Origin of the sequence: Thioalkalivibrio sp. ALJ4 (assembly GCF_000377225.1) — a bacterium.
In the GTDB taxonomy this organism is placed as follows: Bacteria; Pseudomonadota; Gammaproteobacteria; order Ectothiorhodospirales; family Ectothiorhodospiraceae; genus Thioalkalivibrio.
Genome location: NZ_KB897921.1, coordinates 1 through 15,064, shown reverse-complemented (window position 1 = coordinate 15,064; position 15,064 = coordinate 1). Strand labels below are relative to the sequence as shown.

Genomic DNA, 15,064 nt, shown 5'->3' with positions numbered 1-15,064 from the left:
GTGGGCAGGGGCTTCGCCGCCAAGGCGGCTCCCACAGGGGGCAGTGGGTAGAACGATGACGTTTACCCGGCGCTACCCTGAAGTCTGTGGGAGCGGGCTTGCCCGCGAAAGCCCCTGCCAGAGTCAGACCCTGCCGGGTCAGTCGATGCTGGCCGGTTCGGCCGCGAGCTGGCCGGATTGATAGTCGCTGATCGCCTGCTCGATCTCGTCGGAGGTGTTCATCACAAACGGGCCGTAGTGGGCGATCGGTTCGCCCAGCGGGCGGCCCTTGAACAGCAGCACCCGCGCATCCTGCTGGGCGATCAGGTGGATCTGCGTCTGTCCGCTCCAGGTGCCCAGTTCGCCCGTCTTCAGCCCGGTCAGCTCGCCGTCATAGACATAGGCGAGCACCCGGTCGTCCAGCTGGACGGCCAGTGACAGGCGGTAGCCTGCCGGCAGGCTCAGATCCGCCATCGCCGCACCTTCTCCGATCTGTTCCAGCGGGCCTTCGGTATCCCCGGCGCTGGTCTGCCAGGAGCCGGCGATCGCCTTGAAGTGCAGTGGGCCGTCGTCTTCCGGCAGGTGGCGCATCGCGTCGGCGCGCACGTCGCGGTAACGCGGCGGGTCCATCTTGCGCCGTGCCGGCAGGTTTACCCATAGCTGGAAGCCGTGCAGCCCGTCCGAGTCCAGCAGGGGCATCTCGGAGTGGATGACCCCGCGCCCGGCGCTCATCCACTGCGCCTCGCCGGCCTCCACACGACCCTGGTTACCCATCGAATCTTCGTGGGTCAGGCCGCCATGGACGAGGTAGGTCAGCGTCTCGAACCCGCGATGCGGGTGGGAGGGGAAACCACCGATGTAGTCCTCCTTCGCACTGGCCTTCAATTCGTCCAGCATCAGGAAGGGATCCAGGCCGCCGCGAAAGTCATGGATGCGGCGAATCTTCACACCCGCGCCGTCCTGGGTCGGGTGGGCTGTGCGTACGCTGTCCGGCGGTGTGGGGGTCATGACTTCTCCTAGGGAAACACTGATGAATGTACACGCTCGCGCTCGAGTCGCTTTTGCGTGCGAACAAGGCGCGGTGACCGCCGTGCAGTCATTCTGCACAAGGGAGCCGCAACGCCGTGCGCGCGCAAAAGCGGCCGAGCCCTTGCATTCAATGGCTTGTGGGGTTGGCACCCCAGGTTCCCCGATCCTGCGTTGCGGCCCTTGCCGGTAGAACCACTACCGGCTGCGCACCGCGCCTTGTCTCGGAGAACCTGGGGTGCCAACGCGAGTGTGTACATTCATCAGTGTTTCCCTTAATGAACGCTGCAACCATACCGACCATGAAAACAAAAGAAAATTGCACTCAGCGCCCGTCATGGGGCGGTTGCAGCGATGTCAGCCCCAGCCAGCTATCGGCAAAGAATTCAAGGCTCTCGACGAAATCCGGGTCGTGTTCCTGGCGGTTGATGGTCAGGTGCAGCATGACCGCCTCCGGCTTCGGCGGATGCCCGGTCGTCAGGGTCCAGGCGAGTGCGTTCGGGCAGCCCGGCAGGCTGAAGCGTACCCCGCCATTGATGCACTCGCGCCGGACACGAAACTCGCCCCACAGGCAGTAGACGACGCCGGCATCGGGCCCGGTCTCTTCAACAAGGGCGTCAATGGCGGGGCAAAGCCGGGGCAGGGCCGGTACGGTCAGCTCGGCCTGCAGGGAATCGGCGACAGCTTGCAGGGGCAGGGTGCGAAAGAATTCCACCGGGATTCCTCGTTACGGGATGGTCGGCATGAAGACCGGCTGGCCGTCGATCTCGCCGGTGCTCAGTGGCTGGTTGTACAGCCGTTCCAGCGCGGAGGGCACCAGCATGGTTCGGGTGGGGCCCCAGCAGGCCTTGCCGTCGGGGAACATCAGCAGCAGGTGATCGCAGTAACGTACCGCCAGGTTCACGTCGTGCAGCACCAGGATCGCGGCGCGGTCATTCCGGGCGATGCCGCGTATATGGTCCAGCACCGCGACCTGGTGGTGCAGGTCGAGCTGGCTGGTGGGCTCGTCCAGCAGCAGGAGCCGCGGGTTCTGGGTGAGTACGGTGGCAATCGCCAGGCGCTGGCGCTCGCCGCCGGACAGGGTGTCCACCAGGCGGTGCTCCAGTGCGGCCAGATCCATACGGGCCAGGGCGGCGCGGGCCTGGGTATAGTCTTCAGCGGTCTCGATATCCCAGGGCCGCAGGTAGGGGTGGCGCCCGATCAGGGCCGTCTCCAGTACCGTTGCGGGGAAGCCGTCGTGGTGTTTCTGGAATACCAGACCCAGTTCGCGCGCCAGGTGCGCACGCGAGTAGTCGGGGAGCGGACGGCCGCGCACATGGATCTCGCCTGCGCGGGCGGGGCGCAGCCCGGCCAGGGTATGCAGCAGGGTGCTCTTGCCCGCGCCGTTCGGGCCGAGGATGCCCCAGCACTGTCCCGGGTTGATGGTCAGGTCCAGGGGCGAACCGCTGGCGCGTTCCGGGATGTCGATGACCAGATCGTGGGTGGCCAGCAGGGTGTCCGGCCCTGGCACCTCGTGCACGCTCTCGGTGCCGGACGCGTGTGGATCGCCGTGGAGTTGGGGATCGGCGGTGTGCGGAGGCATCAGCGGCTCCGGTACAGCAGGAACAGGAACACGGGGACGCCCAGCATCGCGGTGATCACGCCGACGGGCAACTGCTCCGGGGCAATCATCGTACGGGCGAGGGTGTCGGCCAGCGTCAGCAGGATGCCGCCGCCGAGTGCCGAGGCCGGCAGGATCACGCGCTGGTCGTTGCCGAAGATCAGCCGGAGCATGTGCGGCACGATCAATCCGACAAATCCGACCGCGCCGACCTGCATCACGGCCGTAGCAGTGATCAGTGCCGCGACGACGTAGATCGTCCATTCCACCGGCCGCACGGCCACGCCCAGTGCGGCCGCCTGCATCGGGCCGCGCGCCAGCACGTTGAGCGTCCGTCCCAGGGGCAGGGCCAGCAACACGACCAGCACCAGCACACCCCAGGCGGGGTAGGGGTTGCGGGCGTGGGAGACATCGCCCATCAGCCAGTACAGCATCCCGGGCAGCTCCGCGGTCGGGCTCACGGCGAGCAGGAAGCTGATCACGGCGCCCCAGCCGGCCGCCACGACCACGCCGGTCAGCAGCAATCGGGTCGGCGTCCAGCTGCCGGTGCCGTGCGCCAGGCCGAACACGATCACCGTGGACAGCAGCGCGCCTGCGAATGCGGCGACCGAGACCGAGAACATCGACAGCCCCGCGAGCATGGCCAGCAGGGCACCCACCGAAGCCCCGCCGGAGAGGCCCAGCACATAGGGATCGGCCAGCGGATTGCGCAGCAACACCTGCATCAGGGCACCGGCGACGCCCAGCAGCCCGCCGGCGGCGAATGCGGCCAGGGCGCGTGGCAGGCGCAGTTCCAGTACCAGCGTGTTGTGCAGGCGGCTCCCTTCGCCCTGAATCACCGCGAGCAGGTCGCCGGGAGCAATGGCGACGCTGCCATAGGCCAGCGCGATCAGGATCGCAAGCAGCGACGCCGGGAGCAGGACCCCCGTGGCGAGGAGGAAGGAGCGCGTCACGGCTGGTCAGTCGTCCCGGCGTGAACGGGCCCGTTCCAGCTCTTCGCACATCAGCCGGGTCCCTTCGGCAATCCGCGGGGTGTGACGCTGGAGCAGCGACGGCGGGATAAAGAACAGGTTGTCGCGCTGCACCGCGGTCATGTCCTCCCATTGTTCCCAGGCAATTACCCAGTCCGGCCGGTCTTCGCCCATGCCGCCGCCGATGATCACCTCCGGATCGGCCTCGATCACGGCCTCGCGGTCCATGCGCGGCACCAGGCGGTCCAGGTGGCCGAACACGTTCTTGCCCCCGCACAGGCGGATGGCCTCGCCGATCAGGTGATCGTCGTTGACCGTCATCAGGGGCTGTTCCCAGACCTGGTAGAACAGCGGGACCGGGTCACGGTCGGAATAGTCCAGCCGCAACGTCTCGATCTCGTCGAGAAAGGCCTGCACCGCCGCTTCGCCGCGTTCCTCGGTACCGGCCAGCTGCGCCATGCGACGCATGCTGGAGGCCACGCCCTCGAAACTGCGCGGCTCCGAGACATAGACGTTCAGCCCCAGATCGCGCAGGCGCTCGATCTGCGAGCTGGAGTTGCCACTGCGCCAGGCGACCACCAGGTCCGGGTCCATCTCGACCACACGTTCCAGGTCGATGCGGCTGTAGCCACCGACTCGCGGGATCATCTCCGCCTCCGGCGGGAAGTCGCTGTGCTGCGTGACGCCGACCAGCTGCTCTCCGGCGCCGACGGCGAACAGGACTTCCGTGATGTGCGGGGCCAGGGTGACGATACGTTCGGCGGGCCGGTCGAGCGTGACCTCGCGATCGTCATCGTCGGTCACCGTGACCGGTTCGGCCAGTGTCGGCCCCGCGCACAGGAATAGCGCGGCAAGGGCCGTTAACTGGCGTTTGAGGGAAGTGAAAGTCATTAAAAATCCGACTGTTGTGGATTGTTCGTAACGTAAACAATACCGTGTTTTCGGGGCGCCGCACGGGCAGCGAAAGCGCCTCATCATAGCAGCAAGGGCAAGATGGTTTGGTGCCCAAATTGGTCGGGGGCACCCTGAGCGCGTATCATAATCCGCTTTCGTCAGGTGCCTGCAGTTGGCAGGTGAAACGGGAAGCTGGTGCAAGTCCGGCGCTGCCCCCGCAACGGTAAGCGAGCGGTAAATCGCTCGGCAGACTGGCCACTGGGTCCTGTGCCCGGGAAGGCGTCTGCCGGTCGGCATCGTCCGACGCTCGCAAGCCCGGAGACCGGCCTGGCGGTGATTCATCCTGCGACCGTGCGGCGGGCAACGGTCGAGGGCGCAGGTGCGTTCCTAAAAGCCTGTTCCTTCGTGTCTTCGCCGCGCCGTCGCCTCGACGGAACCTCATGACGGCCCCAGCTCCCAACCAGTCAGAAGAGAATCCGAACGCGTTCGCCTCGGCGGAGCGCGCAGCGGTCTATCGCGTGATCGGCGAGCGCCGGGACATGCGGCATTTCCGCCCGGACCCGGTGGACGCCGATACCCTGCGGCGCCTGCTGGAGGCCGCGCACCAGGCGCCCAGCGTGGGCTACATGCAGCCCTGGCGCTTTCTGCGGGTGACCGACGCGCGGCTGCGCGATGCGTTGCACGGGCATGTGGCGGCGGAGCAGACACGCACGGCCGAGGCCTGCGGCGAGCGTGCCGCCGAGGTGCACCGGCTGAAGCTCGAAGGTATCCGCGATGCGGGCGAGCTGCTGGTGGTCGCGTTGACCGATGGGCGCGAGCGCTACGTGCTGGGTCGGCGCACCATCCCGGAGATGGACCTGTGCTCCGCCGCGTGTGCGATCCAGAACCTGTGGCTCGCGGCCCGGGCCGAGGGCCTGGGCATGGGCTGGGTGTCGCTGTTCGACCCGGACTGGCTGGCCGGCGAGCTGGGGATGCCGGAAGGGGCGTGGCCGATCGCGATCCTTTGTCTGGGTCATGTGGATGCGTTCTACGAGCGGCCGATGCTGGAAACCGAGGGCTGGGATCAGCGACGGTCGCTGGACGAACTGGTGTTCGAGAATCGCTGGGGCAGCCGTACCGACGCACCCGGCGGTTCCTCAGCGAGTGGATGACCCGATGCTGATCGCGTTCCTCACGCTGCTTGGTGCGCTGGTGCTGGATCGCCTGATCGGCGATCCGCGCCGCTGGCACCCGCTGGCCGGGTTCGGGCTGCTGGTGCAGCGCCTGGAGGCCCGGTTCTACCGCGATGGTCGGGCCCGCGGCGCGCTGCTGCTGGCCGTCCTGGTGGTGCCCTTTGTGCTGCTGACGGTCTGGTTGCAGCAGCTCCTGCCGGTCTGGCTGGTAGGGCTGCTGGTACTGGCGTTGGCGCTGGGCTGGCGCAGCCTCGACGAGCACGCCGAGCGCGTGGCCCGGGCGCTGGAGGCCGGCGATCTGGGCCAGGCGCGGCAGCAGGTGCAGATGCTGGTCAGCCGCGACAGCGAGGCCCTGGATGTGGCAGGGGTCAGCGGCGCGGCGGTGGAGTCGGTACTGGAGAACGGCAACGATGCCCTGTTCGGCACCATTTTCTGGTTCCTGGTGGCCGGTGCGCCGGGGGTGGTGCTGTATCGCCTGGTGAACACGCTGGATGCGATGTGGGGCTACCGCAATGCGCGTTACACGCGCTTTGGCTGGACCGCGGCGCGGCTGGATGACCTGCTGAACTGGGTCCCGGCGCGCATGACCGCGCTGTCCTATGCCTTGGCCGGGCGCACTCGCGATGCCCTGCAGTGCTGGGGCGAGCAGGCCGCGGCCTGGAAGAGCCCGAACGCTGGGCCGGTAATGGCCGCTGGGGCGGGCGCACTGGGGCTGGTGCTGGGCGGTGCCAGCCAGTATCACGGCGAGCGTCAGTGGCGTCCGCGCCTGGGGATGGGCGCGGCACCGGATGCCGCCGGCATCCGTGCGGCGATGGGGCTGGTGGATCGGGCGCTGGCGCTGTGGATGGGCGTGCTTGTCATCGGGGTGAGCCTTGCGATCTTCTGAGCTGAACAGAGCGCGGCCGGCACCGACCGGGGCCGTGCTAACCCAGGTGCATGGTGGCGGACTGCGCGCAGCTGCCAGGCATTACGGGGTGGCGCCGGAGCAATGGCTGGACCTGTCTACCGGCATCAACCCGCACGGCTATCCGCTGCCCATGCCCCCGGCGGACGTCTGGGCGCGCCTGCCGGAGCCCGACGACGGTCTGGAAGCGGCCGCGGCGCGGTACTACGGCTGCAAAGGGCTGTTGCCCCTGGCGGGCTCGCAGGCGGCCATCCAGCTGCTGCCACAGCTTCGCCCCGCGGCTGCTCGGGTTGGCCTCCTCGCGCCCAGTTACAACGAACACGCGCGGGCCTGGCGCATGGCCGGGCATCGGGTCGAGGCGCTTCCTGCGCTTGGCGACGCGGCGCCGGCCGCGATCGAGGCACGCCTGCCGCAGCTGGATGTGCTGGTACTGGTCAACCCGAACAACCCGACTGGACTGCGCGTGACCGTGGAGACGCTGCTGCGCTGGCATAAGGGGCTTGCGGCACGCGGCGGGTGGCTGGTGGTGGACGAGGCCTTCATGGATACCAGCCCCCGGCACAGCCTGTTGGCGGCCGACCCGGGCACGGACCTGGGCCCGGGGCTGCTGGTGCTGCGGTCGCTGGGCAAGTTCTTCGGTCTGGCCGGGGCGCGGGTCGGATTCCTGGCGGCGGAGCCGGCGCTGCGGGCGGCGCTGGCGGAGCGGCTGGGTCCGTGGGCGCTGTCTGGCCCGGCGCGCTGGGCGGCCACCCGAGCGCTGGAGGATCGCGCCTGGCAGGAGCAGACGCGCGCGAACCTGACCGCGGCGGGTGCGCGGTTGGAAGAGCTGCTGCGGCGGTACGGAATCGCTACCGAAGGTGGCACCGCACTGTTTCGCTGGGGGCGCCGCGATGATGCGGTCGCGGTTCAGGATGCGCTGGCGCGACAGGCGATCCTGGTGCGGCGTTTCGACGACCCCGCCAGCCTGCGTTTCGGGCTGCCGGGCGACGAGGCCCAATGGCACCGCCTGGAACAGGGACTGGAGGCGTTGTGAGCGCGACCACGCTGATGGTGCAGGGGACCACCTCGGATGCCGGCAAGAGCGTGCTGGTGGCCGGTCTGGCGCGGGTGCTGCATCGCCGTGGGCTGTCGGTGGTGCCGTTCAAGCCGCAGAACATGGCGCTGAACAGTGCAGTGACCCTGGACGGCGGCGAGATCGGGCGTGCCCAGGCCCTGCAGGCCGCCGCCTGTGGCCTGGAGCCGCATACCGACATGAATCCGGTGCTGCTCAAGCCCAGTTCCGATCAGGGGGCGCAGGTGATCATCCACGGCCGTCCTGCGGCCGAGCTGGATGCTCGTGCCTACCATGACTACAAGCCCGTCGCCCGCGAGGCCGTGCTGGCCTCGCATCGACGGCTGACCGCGCAGTATGCGCACGTGCTGGTGGAAGGGGCGGGCTCGCCGGCAGAGATCAACCTGCGCGCAGGCGATATCGCCAACATGGGGTTTGCCGAGGCGGTGGACTGTCCGGTGATCCTGGTCGCGGATATCGACCGCGGCGGCGTGTTCGCGCATCTGGTCGGTACGCTGGCGTTGCTGAGCGCGACGGAGCGCGCGCGGGTGCAGGGCTTCGTGATCAACCGCTTTCGCGGCGATATCTCGCTCCTGCAGCCTGGACTGGACTGGCTGGAGCAGGAGACCGGCAAGCCGGTGCTGGGCGTGATCCCGTATCTCCACGGGCTGTACCTGGATGCCGAGGACGCCCTGCCGCGCGAGGCGGTGCCGGAAAAGGCGGTGGATGCCCTGAAGGTCGTCGTGCCGGCCCTGCCGCGCATCTCCAACCATACCGATTTCGATCCGCTGCGCCTGCACCCGGGTGTGGACCTTCGCTTCGCCGGCCCGGGCGAGTCGCTGCAGCCGGCGGACCTGGTCATCCTTCCGGGGTCCAAGTCCGTGCGCGACGACCTCGCCTGGCTGCGCGAGCAGGGCTGGGAAGACGAGCTGCAGCGCCATGTGCGTTATGGCGGCAAGGTGCTCGGGATCTGTGGCGGCTTCCAGATGCTGGGTCGTGCCGTGCACGATCCTGACGGCGTCGAGGGCCGGCCGGGCTCCACGCCGGGGCTCGGCTGGCTGGACATCGAGACGCGTCTAGCACCGGAAAAGCGCCTGGAACGTGTTCACGGGGACCGTGTGCTGGGTCGGGAGGCCCGCGTGGAGGGCTACGAGATCCATGCAGGAGTGACGACCGGCCCCGGACTGGATCACCCGCTGCTGGAGCTGCAGCATGGCTCGGACGGCGCGCGCAGCGAGGACGATGCGGTGGCGGGGACCTATGTCCACGGGGTATTCGATACCTCCGCTGCCGCCGAGGCTTTGCTGCACTGGGCTGGCATGCGCAATGGGAAGGAGCACGGCGAAGACCTGGCGACCGCACGCGAGCGCGGCCTGGAACGCCTGGCCGATACCCTGGAGGCGCATCTGGACCTGGGGCGCATCCTTGCCCTGCTGCGGACAGGGAAGACGGAGCCTGTGACATGAAGACGCTGGTGCTCGGCGGCGTGCGTTCCGGCAAGAGTCGGCTGGCGGAGCAGCTGGCCGATGCCAGCGGCCTGCACGTGACCTATGTCGCTACCGCGCGTGCCGACGACGCCGAAATGGCACGGCGTATCGAGCGCCACCGCGCAGACCGGCCCGGTGACTGGGGCCTGGTTGAGGCCGATACCGGCCTGGCCGCCGCACTTGAAGAAGCCGCGAAACCGGATGAATGCCTACTGGTGGATTGCCTGACGCTGTGGCTGACCCAGCTCCTGTGCACCGAGAACGAGGCCCTGATCGAACGCGAACGTGAGGCCCTGATCGCCACCGTGCCGCGGCTGCCGGGCACACTGGTGTTCGTTTCCAACGAGACCGGCATGGGAATCACCCCGATGGACGCGCTGTCCCGCCGCTTCGCCGACGAGGCGGGCTGGCTGCACCAGCGCCTGGCCCCCACGATGGACCGCGTTGTACTGACCGTCGCCGGCCTTCCGCATGTGCTCAAGGGTGAGCCGCTGGAATGAATAGACCAACGCGCGAAACAGGCACCGTCATTGCGAGGCGCGCAGCGTCGAAGCAATCGGCCCGGGGTGAACTGACGGATTGCCACGTCGCCTTCGGCTGCTCGCAATGACGGGCGTCATTGATGAAGGGTGTTGGTTTCAACATCGGAGGAACACGTGACCGAAGACTGTGACTGGCTGCAGGTGCCGCCGGCGCCCCTGAGCGCCGAGGCGCGCCAGGCGGCGGCCGAACGGCAGGCCCAGCTGACCAAGCCGCCGGGTTCGCTCGGGCGGCTGGAGGCGATCGCCGAGCGCCTGGCCGCCATGCAGGGCGTGGGCCAGCCCACGCTGGAGCGGGTTCATGTCGCGGTGTTCGCCGGCGATCACGGTGTGGTGGCGGAAGGCATTTCGCGTTTCCCGCAGGCCGTGACCGCGCAGATGGTCGCGAACTTCGCGAACGGCGGTGCGGCGATCTCGGTGCTGGCGCGGCACCTGGGCGCGTCCATCGAGGTGATCAACCTCGGTATCGTGGCCCAGCCTCCGGCCGTCGCCGGTGTGCAGCAGCTGAACCTGGGCCCCGGCACCGCAAACCTGGCCCGCGAACCCGCGATGACGCCGGCGCAGCTGGAACGCGCGCTGAACGCCGGCCGCCAGTGTGCCGAGCGCGCGCGGCGGGGCGGCACACAACTGTTCATCGGTGGCGAGATGGGCATCGGCAACACGACGGCTGCCGCCGCAGTCGCCTGTTCGCTGCTGGGTCTGCCGCCGGTGGACCTGGCCGGGCCTGGCACGGGTCTGGATGCGAATGGCGTGCGCCACAAGGCCGAGGTGATCGAGCAGGCCCTGCGCACCCACGCCGCGGTGCGCGGCGAGGCACTGGGTAGCCTGCGTTGTCTGGGGGGCTTCGAGATTGCGGGGCTGGCCGGCGCTTACATCGCCGCGGCGCAGATCGGGCTGCCGGTGCTGGTGGATGGTTTCATCAGCACCTCGGCGGCGTTGGTGGCCGAACGGCTGTGCCCGGGCACGGCAGACTGGTTCTTCTACGCCCACAGCTCGGCGGAGCCGGGGCACCGGCGACTGCTGGAATCGCTGGCGGCCGAGCCGCTGCTGGATCTCGGCATGCGCCTGGGCGAGGGCAGTGGGGCGGCCACCGCCGTGCCCCTGCTGCGCCTGGCCTGCGAGCTGCACGCCGGCATGGCGACCTTCGCCGAGGCTGGCGTGTCGGGCGATACCCCATGAACACATCGGTCCGTATCGGTCTGCTGCGCCACGGCGAGACGACGGGTGCCGGCTTTCGCGGGCGCGGCTGCGATGATCCGCTGACCCCGGATGGCGAGCGGGCGATGCGCGCGGCGTTCGAGTCCTCCGGCGAGTGGGATCGCGTCGTGTGCTCGCCACTGCAGCGCTGCCGGCTTCCGGCCGAGGGCTTCGCCCGCGCGGCCGGGCTCCCCGTCCAGTGTGATCCCCGCCTGCAGGAGCTACATTTTGGGGACTGGGAGGGGCAAACGGCCGAGGCCCTGATGCAGACGGACGCCGAGGCGCTGGGTCGGTTCTGGGAAGACCCGTTCGGCTACCCTCCACCCAACGGCGAAGACCTCGGCAGCTTCCGCGACCGGGTGCTGGCCGGCTGGGAACAGAGCGTAGTGGCGCCGGGCGGTCGTGTCCTCGTCGTTACCCACGGCGGGGTGATTCGCCTGCTGCGCGCACAACTGGAGGGCTGGCCGTTGGAGAAGCTATTGTCGATCGAAGTGCCGTTGGCCTCTTTGCACGTTGTCGAGCCGGGCCAGCGCGAGGAGATGCCCTCGTGATCAAGCAAAACAAATGTAGGAGGCCAGCCCTCTGGCCGATCGGGAATATGCCAACGCCCCATCGGCCAGGGGGCTGGCCTCCTACAGCAGGAATGGAAGAGGGGGCGCAATGAACTCCGTATTTGCCCCCTTCTGGCTGGCCCTGCAGTTCCTGACCCGCGTGCCGACGCCGGCACAGGAGCCACGGCCCGAGGACCTCGGCCGTTCGGTCCTGGCCTATCCGCTGGTGGGGCTGATCCTGGGTCTGGTTCTGGTGCTGGTGGGGATCGGTCTGTCCGCGATCCCCGGGGCGCCGGTGTTGCTGGTCGCGGCGCTGGTGCTGACATTCTGGGTCGCGCTGACCGGCGCGCTGCACCTGGATGGGCTGGCGGACACGGTGGACGCCTGGGTGGGCGGCCAGCGGCACCCGGAGCGGGCCCAGGCCATCATGAAGGACCCGGCCTGTGGCCCGATGGCGGTCGCGGCGCTGATCCTGATCCTGTTGCTGAAAGGTACGGCGCTAGTGGCGGTGGTCGAGACCGGCGCCTGGGTCGCGCTGCTGCTGGCGGTGCTGCTGGGGCGCGTGGTGCCGCCGGTGCTGTTTCTGACCACGCCCTACGTGAACCCCGTCGGATTGGGCGCGGACATGGCCAGGCACCTTCCACGCAGCGCCGCCATCGGCGTTGTGGCAGTCTCGGCTGCCGTGGTGCTGGTGCTCGGCCTGCTCTCCGGCCTTTGGGGGGTGATACCGGCGTTGCTCGCCGCCGGGCTGACGCTGTGGGTGGCAACGCGCGTACTGAGACACTGGCTGGGAGGCTTCACTGGCGACACGGCCGGTGCGACGCTGGAGCTGGTGGAGACCCTGACACTCGTGATTCTGGTGCTGGCACTCGCGGGCTAAAGCCGGGTCGATCAGGCTCGTTTCAAGGCAGACGTTGTCACGAAAGCGTCACGGGATTGCCACATACTGACCGGATGAGCTCATTTCCCTCCCGTCTGAATCCGGGACTTCTGGTCCTGCGCACGCTGACGAGCCCCCTGCGGGCGGTACTCGAGGTGGCCGAACTGGAGACGGCCCCGCCCTGGTGGCAGACCTTTCTGCGCCTGGCGTTCCCCGTGCTGCTGGTCAGCGTGATCGCCAGCCAGTGGCTGTACCAGGTCATCCCGACCGGGCTGCCGCCGGAGGCGATGCCGGGGGCCTGGGGCTTCGGCGTCTACAGCGTGCTGGCGATGAGCATCGGCGTACTGGGTCTGGCCTGGTCCGCGCACTATCTGACCGAACTGTTCCAGGGCTACTCCCACCCGGATCGGGCGATGCTGGCGGTGACCATCGGCCTGCTGCCCGCCTGGGCGGGCAAGGTCGCCGCCGCCTTTCCCTGGCCCTGGGGCAACACGGTCGGCCTGCTACTGATCCTCTACAGCCTGTGGCTGCTGTACTGGTCGCTGCGCGGCATCCTCGGCCTGCGCCGCGGGAACCGCATCGGCCTGTTCGTGGCCACCGTCTTCTGCGGCGCCTTCATCACCCTCATCTTCGGCTGGCTGCTGATGGACCTGATCCCCGGCGCCACCCCCGAGACCCGCATCGGCACCACCTGGCTGATCTAGCGTGGCCCATTCGTTGTTGGCGTGTACTGGTTATTGGGTCGGTATACTGGCGCGGAAACGAACGAACAACCGGGACTGGTATGGCGGCAGGGAAGGCAGGTGGCAAGAGAAAAGCGAAGCCCTCGAAAGTCGCGGGGTTGCTCAAGAAGGCAAAGAAGGCGCTGGATGATGGCGCCTTCGAAGAGCTTGAGGCCTTGTGTGGGCAAGTTCTTGGTATTGAGCCCAATAGTACAGATGCCCTCAGGCTTCTGATTCAGGGTGCTTTTGACCGGCATCAATACAGCACAGCGACCCTGTATGCCTCGAAACTGGTCCAGATGTGTCCAGAGGATGCGGCCAGCTACAACGCGCTGGCCGGTGTGCTGATCCTGCGCGACCGCTTCGAAGCTGCCGGGGCCGCGTTGCGCGAGGCGTTGCGACTGGACCCCAATATGCGCCTGGCACTCGACAACTACGCGCGCGTTCTCCAGGCCGAGGGGCGTTGGGACGAGGCGACCGAGATTCTGGCATCCCTGGTGGAGTCTGATCGCAACAGTGCCAAGCTCTGGTTCTCGTTTGCGCATTCGCGCCATTTTCCCGCGGACGGCTCGCCCAGAAAGGAACTGGAAAAGATCATCCGCAAGGGGAAGTTCGACCTTCGCGACCAGGGCCGTTTGTATTTCGCGCTGGCGAAGCTGCACCAGGATGCGGGCGATCTTGACCAGGCGTTCTCGGCCTTCGAGCTCGGGAACGCGCGCCAGGCGGAGGCGATCCAGCGCCAGGTCGAGCAGGTGCGGCAGGGGGCCATACGCAAGAATGTCGCCGCCACCGAAAAGATCTTCTGCGCGGATTGGGCGAGGGGGCTTGATGACCCGAGCCAGTCTCCAAGGCCGCTGACGCTGGTGCTAGGCCCGCCCCGTTCCGGGAAGTCGCTGCTGGAGGGTCAGCTGTCCGGACACTCGCGAATCCGCCATTACGGCGAGCTGGCGGTTCTCCAGGAGGTCCTTTCCCAGCTCCCGAAGGAGGTGCGCAAGCGCTATCCACTGATCATGCGGGAGCTGGAACCGGAAGGCATTGCGCAGTTGCGGGCGCGGGTCGACTCCATGTGGGGCGAGGCGAAGGACGAATCGGTCCGAACCCACCTGGTCACCAATCCTGGAAACGTCTTCCATGTCGGGACGTTCATGAGCCTATACCCGGGTACCCGCGTAGTCTTCTGCGAGCGGGACCCGGTGGACAACGCGATGGCCATTTACATGCGCTGGTTTGCGCAGCGCCTGCCGTACGCGTGGGCGATCGACACCATCGCCGAGTTCGTGATGCTATATCGCCGGATGGCGGGTCACTGGGAGAGTTTATTTCCCGATCGCGTGCAACGGGTGCAGTACGAAGAGATGCTGGAAGACCCCGATGCCCATGTGGCCCGGGTGCTGGCCGCGCACGACTTGGAATGGGAGGCGGTATGCGCGGACGCGCATGGGGAGATCGCCGACCCGGCCCTGCTTGGGCTAACCGGCAGCCTCGGCAGACGCAGCCGCGTGAACCCGGCGTTCGCGAGTATCGGTGAGCAGTATGCGGCCTATAGGCCTGCGTTCGAGGAGGCGGTGGCCTCCGCGCGGGCAAAGGTCTTTCCTGGCAGCGACTGACCAATAAGGGGTATCGGAAATTTTTTCGATCTGGGGCTAAAGAATGGTGGTCAGGTGTCGTTAACGGTGCTGAAGGCGGGCTAGGACCGTCGACTGAATCGCCCGAGGCGGCGAGTACGACTCTACAGGAGAGCGACCATGTCTCAAGTGATTAACACCAACGTTCTTTCGCTGAACGCGCAACGCAACCTCGGGAACTCCCAGGGGGCCCTGGCCCAGAGTCTGGAGCGTCTGTCCTCGGGCCTGCGGATCAACAGCGCCAAGGACGATGCGGCCGGTCTGGCCATTTCCGAGCGTTTCAGCACCCAGATTCGCGGTCTGAACCAGGCGGTGCGTAACTCCAATGACGGGATTTCGTTCGCGCAGACGGCCGAGGGCGCTCTGGGCACCGTGGGTGATGCGCTGCAGCGTGCGCGCGAGCTGGCGGTGCAGGCGGCGAACGATTCCAACTCGGCCTCGGACCGTCAGGCGCTGAACGACGAGG

15 protein-coding genes, 1 pseudogene and 1 riboswitch are annotated in these 15,064 nt (G+C 67.9%); of the genes and pseudogenes, 11 read left to right on the top strand and 5 right to left on the bottom strand.

The window, feature by feature from the left end:
* Positions 1–138 precede the first annotated feature (138 nt).
* The 5 genes from C936_RS0113190 to C936_RS0113170 form a co-directional block, all read right to left on the bottom strand.
* Positions 139–987 carry a pirin family protein gene (locus C936_RS0113190; protein ID WP_018139646.1) on the bottom strand — a complete coding sequence of 283 codons (849 nt, stop codon included), beginning with the start codon at positions 985–987 and terminating at the stop codon, positions 139–141.
* Positions 988–1,330: 343 nt separating this feature from the next.
* A complete protein-coding gene (locus C936_RS0113185) occupies positions 1,331–1,720 on the bottom strand; it encodes a hypothetical protein (protein ID WP_018648912.1) in 390 nt (129 codons plus the stop codon).
* A gap of 12 nt (positions 1,721–1,732) precedes the next feature.
* Positions 1,733–2,587, bottom strand: coding sequence for an ABC transporter ATP-binding protein (locus C936_RS0113180; RefSeq protein ID WP_018648911.1), 855 nt, complete (start codon positions 2,585–2,587; stop codon positions 1,733–1,735).
* Positions 2,587–3,558, bottom strand: coding sequence for an iron ABC transporter permease (locus tag C936_RS0113175; protein ID WP_018648910.1), 972 nt, complete (start codon positions 3,556–3,558; stop codon positions 2,587–2,589). Before C936_RS0113175 ends, C936_RS0113180 begins: the two co-directional genes overlap by 1 nt.
* 6 nt (positions 3,559–3,564) lie before the next feature.
* On the bottom strand, positions 3,565–4,467 hold the full coding sequence (locus C936_RS0113170; RefSeq protein WP_018648909.1) for a cobalamin-binding protein: 903 nt from the start codon (positions 4,465–4,467) through the stop codon (positions 3,565–3,567).
* Positions 4,468–4,613: 146 nt separating this feature from the next.
* A riboswitch (cobalamin riboswitch) is annotated at positions 4,614–4,816 on the top strand.
* Positions 4,817–4,910: 94 nt separating this feature from the next.
* On the opposite strand from C936_RS0113170, the gene bluB reads away from it, so the two are divergent.
* The 11 genes and pseudogenes from bluB to C936_RS14360 all read left to right on the top strand — a co-directional run.
* The gene (gene bluB / locus C936_RS0113165; RefSeq protein WP_018173944.1) at positions 4,911–5,621 is read left to right on the top strand and encodes a 5,6-dimethylbenzimidazole synthase; all 711 of its coding nucleotides are present in this window, start codon (positions 4,911–4,913) and stop codon (positions 5,619–5,621) included.
* Between the two features lie 4 nt (positions 5,622–5,625).
* Entirely contained in the window at positions 5,626–6,528 is a 903-nt protein-coding gene (gene cbiB, locus C936_RS0113160) for an adenosylcobinamide-phosphate synthase CbiB (RefSeq protein WP_018173943.1), read from the top strand.
* Between the two features lie 88 nt (positions 6,529–6,616).
* On the top strand, positions 6,617–7,579 hold the full coding sequence (gene cobD / locus C936_RS0113155; RefSeq protein ID WP_018139653.1) for a threonine-phosphate decarboxylase CobD: 963 nt from the start codon (positions 6,617–6,619) through the stop codon (positions 7,577–7,579).
* Positions 7,576–9,063 carry a cobyric acid synthase gene (locus C936_RS0113150; protein WP_018173942.1) on the top strand — a complete coding sequence of 496 codons (1,488 nt, stop codon included), beginning with the start codon at positions 7,576–7,578 and terminating at the stop codon, positions 9,061–9,063. Before cobD ends, C936_RS0113150 begins: the two co-directional genes overlap by 4 nt.
* Positions 9,060–9,584: a bifunctional adenosylcobinamide kinase/adenosylcobinamide-phosphate guanylyltransferase gene (gene cobU / locus C936_RS0113145; RefSeq protein WP_018173941.1), complete on the top strand. Its 525-nt coding sequence runs from the start codon at positions 9,060–9,062 to the stop codon at positions 9,582–9,584. The genes C936_RS0113150 and cobU overlap by 4 nt, the downstream gene beginning before the upstream one ends.
* A gap of 156 nt (positions 9,585–9,740) precedes the next feature.
* Entirely contained in the window at positions 9,741–10,802 is a 1,062-nt protein-coding gene (cobT, locus tag C936_RS0113140; RefSeq protein WP_018173940.1) for a nicotinate-nucleotide--dimethylbenzimidazole phosphoribosyltransferase, read from the top strand.
* On the top strand, positions 10,799–11,371 hold the full coding sequence (locus tag C936_RS0113135) for a histidine phosphatase family protein (RefSeq protein ID WP_018173939.1): 573 nt from the start codon (positions 10,799–10,801) through the stop codon (positions 11,369–11,371). Before cobT ends, C936_RS0113135 begins: the two co-directional genes overlap by 4 nt.
* Positions 11,372–11,480: 109 nt before the next feature.
* Positions 11,481–12,251: an adenosylcobinamide-GDP ribazoletransferase gene (gene cobS / locus C936_RS0113130; protein WP_018173938.1), complete on the top strand. Its 771-nt coding sequence runs from the start codon at positions 11,481–11,483 to the stop codon at positions 12,249–12,251.
* A gap of 74 nt (positions 12,252–12,325) precedes the next feature.
* Positions 12,326–12,955 (top strand): YIP1 family protein, encoded by a 630-nt coding sequence (locus C936_RS0113125; RefSeq protein WP_018648908.1) that lies wholly within the window; start codon positions 12,326–12,328, stop codon positions 12,953–12,955.
* Between the two features lie 80 nt (positions 12,956–13,035).
* Positions 13,036–14,580 carry a sulfotransferase gene (locus C936_RS0113120; protein ID WP_231362960.1) on the top strand — a complete coding sequence of 515 codons (1,545 nt, stop codon included), beginning with the start codon at positions 13,036–13,038 and terminating at the stop codon, positions 14,578–14,580.
* Between the two features lie 138 nt (positions 14,581–14,718).
* Positions 14,719–15,064: pseudogene (locus C936_RS14360) on the top strand (flagellin); the annotation flags it as partial.

Bases quoted from the DNA above. Each gene is read 5' to 3' on its own strand.
- C936_RS0113190 (WP_018139646.1), bottom strand. From the start codon at position 987: ATGACCCCCACACCGCCGGACAGCGTACGCACAGCCCACCCGACCCAG.
- cbiB (WP_018173943.1), top strand. From the start codon at position 5,626: ATGCTGATCGCGTTCCTCACGCTGCTTGGTGCGCTGGTGCTGGATCGC.
- cobU (WP_018173941.1), top strand. From the start codon at position 9,060: ATGAAGACGCTGGTGCTCGGCGGCGTGCGTTCCGGCAAGAGTCGGCTG.
- C936_RS0113170 (WP_018648909.1), bottom strand. From the start codon at position 4,467: ATGACTTTCACTTCCCTCAAACGCCAGTTAACGGCCCTTGCCGCGCTA.
- C936_RS0113180 (WP_018648911.1), bottom strand. From the start codon at position 2,587: ATGCCTCCGCACACCGCCGATCCCCAACTCCACGGCGATCCACACGCG.
- C936_RS0113125 (WP_018648908.1), top strand. From the start codon at position 12,326: ATGAGCTCATTTCCCTCCCGTCTGAATCCGGGACTTCTGGTCCTGCGC.
- cobS (WP_018173938.1), top strand. From the start codon at position 11,481: ATGAACTCCGTATTTGCCCCCTTCTGGCTGGCCCTGCAGTTCCTGACC.
- C936_RS0113135 (WP_018173939.1), top strand. From the start codon at position 10,799: ATGAACACATCGGTCCGTATCGGTCTGCTGCGCCACGGCGAGACGACG.
- C936_RS0113120 (WP_231362960.1), top strand. From the start codon at position 13,036: ATGGCGGCAGGGAAGGCAGGTGGCAAGAGAAAAGCGAAGCCCTCGAAA.
- bluB (WP_018173944.1), top strand. From the start codon at position 4,911: ATGACGGCCCCAGCTCCCAACCAGTCAGAAGAGAATCCGAACGCGTTC.